Genomic DNA, 814 nt, shown 5'->3' on the forward strand with positions numbered 1-814 from the left:
AAGTGATCTTCCGTCACAGGTATTTATTCGCGATAAGCTCATGGAGCGGCGTAACCGTCGCACAGGAAGGACAGAGAAAGCGCGGATCTGGGAAGTGACGGACAGAACGGTCAGGACCTGGATTGGGGAGGCGGTTGCCGCCGCTGCTGCTGACGGTGTGACGTTCTCTGTTCCGGTCACACCACATACGTTCCGCCATTCCTATGCGATGCACATGCTGTATGCCGGTATACCGCTGAAAGTTCTGCAAAGCCTGATGGGACATAAGTCCATCAGTTCAACGGAAGTCTACACGAAGGTTTTTGCGCTGGATGTGGCTGCCCGGCACCGGGTGCAGTTTGCGATGCCGGAGTCTGATGCGGTTGCGATGCTGAAACAATTATCCTGAGAATAAATGCCTTGGCCTTTATATGGAAATGTGGAACTGAGTGGATATGCTGTTTTTGTCTGTTAAACAGAGAAGCTGGCTGTTATCCACTGAGAAGCGAACGAAACAGTCGGGAAAATCTCCCATTATCGTAGAGATCCGCATTATTAATCTCAGGAGCCTGTGTAGCGTTTATAGGAAGTAGTGTTCTGTCATGATGCCTGCAAGCGGTAACGAAAACGATTTGAATATGCCTTCAGGAACAATAGAAATCTTCGTGCGGTGTTACGTTGAAGTGGAGCGGATTATGTCAGCAATGGACAGAACAACCTAATGAACACAGAACCATGATGTGGTCTGTCCTTTTACAGCCAGTAGTGCTCGCCGCAGTCGAGCGACAGGGCGAAGCCCTCGAGTGAGCGAGGAAGCACCAGGGAACAGCACTTA

Annotated in this window: 1 protein-coding gene; it reads left to right on the plus strand. The window is 50.4% G+C overall.

Translation table 11 applies throughout. The annotated features are described in order from the left end of the window. Positions 1-388: tyrosine-type recombinase/integrase (locus GMC_RS23430; protein WP_010521221.1), on the plus strand; the 388-nt coding region annotated here is incomplete at its 5' end. Positions 389-814 lie beyond the last annotated feature (426 nt).

This window comes from Aquimarina agarivorans (assembly GCF_000218485.1).
Lineage (GTDB): Bacteria > Bacteroidota > Bacteroidia > Flavobacteriales > Flavobacteriaceae > Aquimarina > Aquimarina agarivorans.